Consider the following 792-nt stretch of genomic DNA (forward strand, 5'->3'; position numbering starts at 1 on the left):
GATTTTAAGTACGCATATGATTAGACAACGCACACTCAAAAACACTATTCGCGCAACGGGCGTGGGCTTGCATTCAGGTAAGAAGGTATATTTGACCTTGAAGCCCGCACCGATCGACTCTGGCATTGTTTTCATCCGCACGGATCTGGAACCAAATGTGGAAATAGTCGCTCGCGCAGAGAATGTTGGTGAGACCATGCTATCTACTACGCTAGTTAAAAATGGCGTAAAAGTAGCAACGGTAGAGCATTTGCTATCAGCGATGGCTGGCCTCGGTATCGATAATTGTCGTATCGAATTGAGCTCAGAAGAAGTGCCTATTATGGATGGCTCCGCGGGGCCTTTTGTTTTCTTGATTCAGTCCGCCGGAATTCAAGAACAAGATGCTGCGAAGAAGTTTATTCGCATTACTCGTGAAGTTACGGTTGAAGAAGATGGCAAGGTAGCGACCTTTGTTCCTTTCGAGGGCTTTAAGGTTGGTTTTTCTATCGACTTTGACCACCCAGTTTTCAAAACGCGTAGTCAGCAAGCGAGCATCGATTTCTCTAGCACATCTTTTGTGAAAGAAGTAAGTCGAGCTAGAACTTTCGGATTTATGCAAGATATTGAACGCTTACGTTCTATGAATCTTGCTCTCGGAGGTAGTGTTGATAATGCGATCGTTGTAGACGATGACGGTGTTCTTAACGAAGACGGTTTGCGTTATGACGATGAGTTCGTTAAGCATAAAATACTTGATGCGATCGGTGATCTTTATTTACTTGGTAATAGCTTAATCGGCGAATTTATTGG

At 43.9% G+C, this 792-nt stretch carries 1 protein-coding gene; it reads left to right on the forward strand.

Going from position 1 to position 792, the window contains the following annotated elements; translation table 11 throughout:
* Positions 1–16 precede the first annotated feature (16 nt).
* Positions 17–792: UDP-3-O-acyl-N-acetylglucosamine deacetylase (lpxC, locus tag A3738_RS09720; protein ID WP_068763573.1), on the forward strand; the 776-nt coding region annotated here is incomplete at its 3' end.

The organism is Oleiphilus sp. HI0066 (genome assembly GCF_001635725.1).